At 42.8% G+C, this 2353-nt stretch carries 3 protein-coding genes; all 3 read left to right on the forward strand.

Annotation, left to right across the window (positions count from 1 at the left end; all coding sequences use genetic code 11):
• Positions 1 to 413: xanthine dehydrogenase family protein molybdopterin-binding subunit (locus tag VF500_RS10655; RefSeq protein WP_330859654.1), on the forward strand; the 413-nt coding region annotated here is incomplete at its 5' end.
• Positions 414 to 427: 14 nt separating this feature from the next.
• Positions 428 to 1567: an XdhC family protein gene (locus tag VF500_RS10660; RefSeq protein WP_330859655.1), complete on the forward strand. Its 1140-nt coding sequence runs from the start codon at positions 428 to 430 to the stop codon at positions 1565 to 1567.
• 415 nt (positions 1568 to 1982) lie between these two features.
• On the forward strand, positions 1983 to 2353 hold a 371-nt coding region (locus VF500_RS10665), incomplete at its 3' end, for an NAD(P)/FAD-dependent oxidoreductase (RefSeq protein ID WP_330859656.1).

The raw sequence follows: 2353 nt of genomic DNA on the forward strand, positions 1-2353 counted from the left end.
ATTTTGCCAAAGTGCATGTGCACCCGCTTACCGGGCAGGGAAGGATTAAAAAAATAGTAGCCTGTGTTGATGCCGGAAAAATAGTGAACCATAAAACCGCCAGCAGTCAGATGATTGGCGGCGCGGTTGGCGGTATAGGTATGGCCATGACCGAAGAAGCCATTTTTGATGATCGGTACGGCCGCTACATTAACGGTAATTTTGCCGATTACCACGTGCCGGTAAATGCCGATATCCAGCAGATTGAAGCTATATTTATTGATAAACCCGATCCTGTTTTAAACCCAGTAGGCACTAAAGGTATAGGTGAAATTTCGTTGATAGGTGTTGCGCCTGCTTTGGCAAATGCCATTTATAATGCTACGGGTAAAAGGATCAGGGAACTGCCCATAACTCCCGATAAACTGATATAGCTTTAAAGCTGCTGATGAAAGAGATCATTGATATTGTTACCGCTTATGACGAGGCCAATGCGCTGGGTAAAAAAACAGCCTTGGCCACGGTTGTGCTGGTAGAGGGCTCTGCTTATCGCCGGGCGGGCGCGCGTATGCTCATTACCGAGGACGGGCAGCTTACCGGGGCTATCAGTGGTGGGTGTTTGGAGGGCGATGCCTTGCGCAAAGCCCGGTTAGTGATCCTGCAGCAGCAACCTTTGTTGGTAACCTATGATACTACCGACGATGATGATGCCAAACTGGGGGTAGGATTGGGCTGCAATGGTATTATCCATATTCTTATTGAGCCAATAGCTGATGTTATCAACAGCCCGATCAATTTGTTAAAATACATTATCCATAACCGTCACCATGCTGTATTGGTAACCATGTTCTCTGTCGAAGACAGGAAAGCGCCGCAACCAGGTACCTGTTTGTGCTTGACGGATGATGAGCTAACGGTCACTTTACCCGAAAACGCCCCATACCGTTTAGCCCTGATCACAAATGCAAAGCAAGTTTTGGAGCAGCAGCGCTCCGAAATACAGGTTTATGAGGCCGGAGTAAATTATACCGCGTTCATCGAGTATATCAAACCGGTTATTTCGCTGGTGATAGTAGGAGCGGGGAATGACGCTGTTCCCTTAACCCGTATAGCATCGGTATTGGGCTGGGATATTACGGTAATTGATGGCAGGGCCAATTATGCGGTAAGTCAGCGTTTTCCTTTGGCAGGCCAGGTTGTTACCGCCAAACCCAACGAAGTTTTACAGCATATCGAAATTAACGGGCGCACGGCTATTGTGCTGATGACGCATAATTATAATTACGAAATAGCGCTGCTTAAAGAATTACTGCCAACATTATTGCCTTATATTGGCATCCTTGGCCCTAAAAAGAAATTGGAGCGCATGCTGGCGGAGATTGAAGATGCAGGTATGCATATCAGCGAAGAACAGCTGAACAGGATCTACGGGCCGGTGGGCCTGGATCTCGGTGCCGAAGGAGCTGAAGAGATAGCCTTATCTGTTGTATCTGAAATTAAAGCTGTGCTATCATCGCGTCAGGGCTATTCGTTAAAATATAAACCTGCGCCTATTCACACTTCTCATCTTACATACCTCGTTAAATAACCATTAGATATTAATATTTACTTTTAGGCAAATTCGATATTTTGTTTTCTGTAGATATGGGAACTATTTAATACTTGGTTCATTTTTTAATTCTCACTTGAATTGGCAGTTTTGGTTTGCTATTTGTCACGCTGCAATCATTAATTACTTCCAATCAAAAAAACGATTAACTCATCAGATAAGATTTTCATTTTAATGATTTTTACTGTGCAATTTTGTATGCTTTAAGGGATTCAGGGCATTGTAAATAGATGTTTTTTAAGTGTGTAATAATTACACTAAGATGAGGCTGTTTTTCCTGTTCTTCAGTAACTTTAACATATGAAAACGAGGCAAATGAAGCCGGAATGTTTTTTTCAGATTCAGCCTGCTCCTGCTTTAACAGCCTATGAAATGATTATAAATATTAAATATCATGACAAGTATAACACCCAACAGCGGCAAAAAGAAGATAGTAATAGTTGGCGGCGGTTTTGCCGGGCTCAACGTTGCACAGCAGCTGTATAAAAATAAATATTATGATGTTACCCTGGTTGATAAAAATAACTTCAATTATTTTACCCCCTTGTTGTACCAGGTGGCAACCAGTTTTCTTGAACCATCAAGCATTAGTTATCCGTTTCGTAAGCTATTTAGAAATAAAGAGTTAAGCTTCCGGATGGCGGCTGTGGTTAAGGTTGATCCTGCAGCAAAGATCCTCTATTTAACCGATGGCGAACTATCTTATGATTACCTGGTGTTTGCAGCCGGAGCAGGTACAAATTTTTACGGTATCGAAAGCATTAA

The sequence above is a fragment of the Mucilaginibacter sp. genome (assembly GCF_036383575.1).
GTDB lineage: Bacteria > Bacteroidota > Bacteroidia > Sphingobacteriales > Sphingobacteriaceae > Mucilaginibacter.

Bases quoted from the DNA above. Each gene is read 5' to 3' on its own strand.
- VF500_RS10660 (WP_330859655.1), top strand. From the start codon at position 428: ATGAAAGAGATCATTGATATTGTTACCGCTTATGACGAGGCCAATGCG.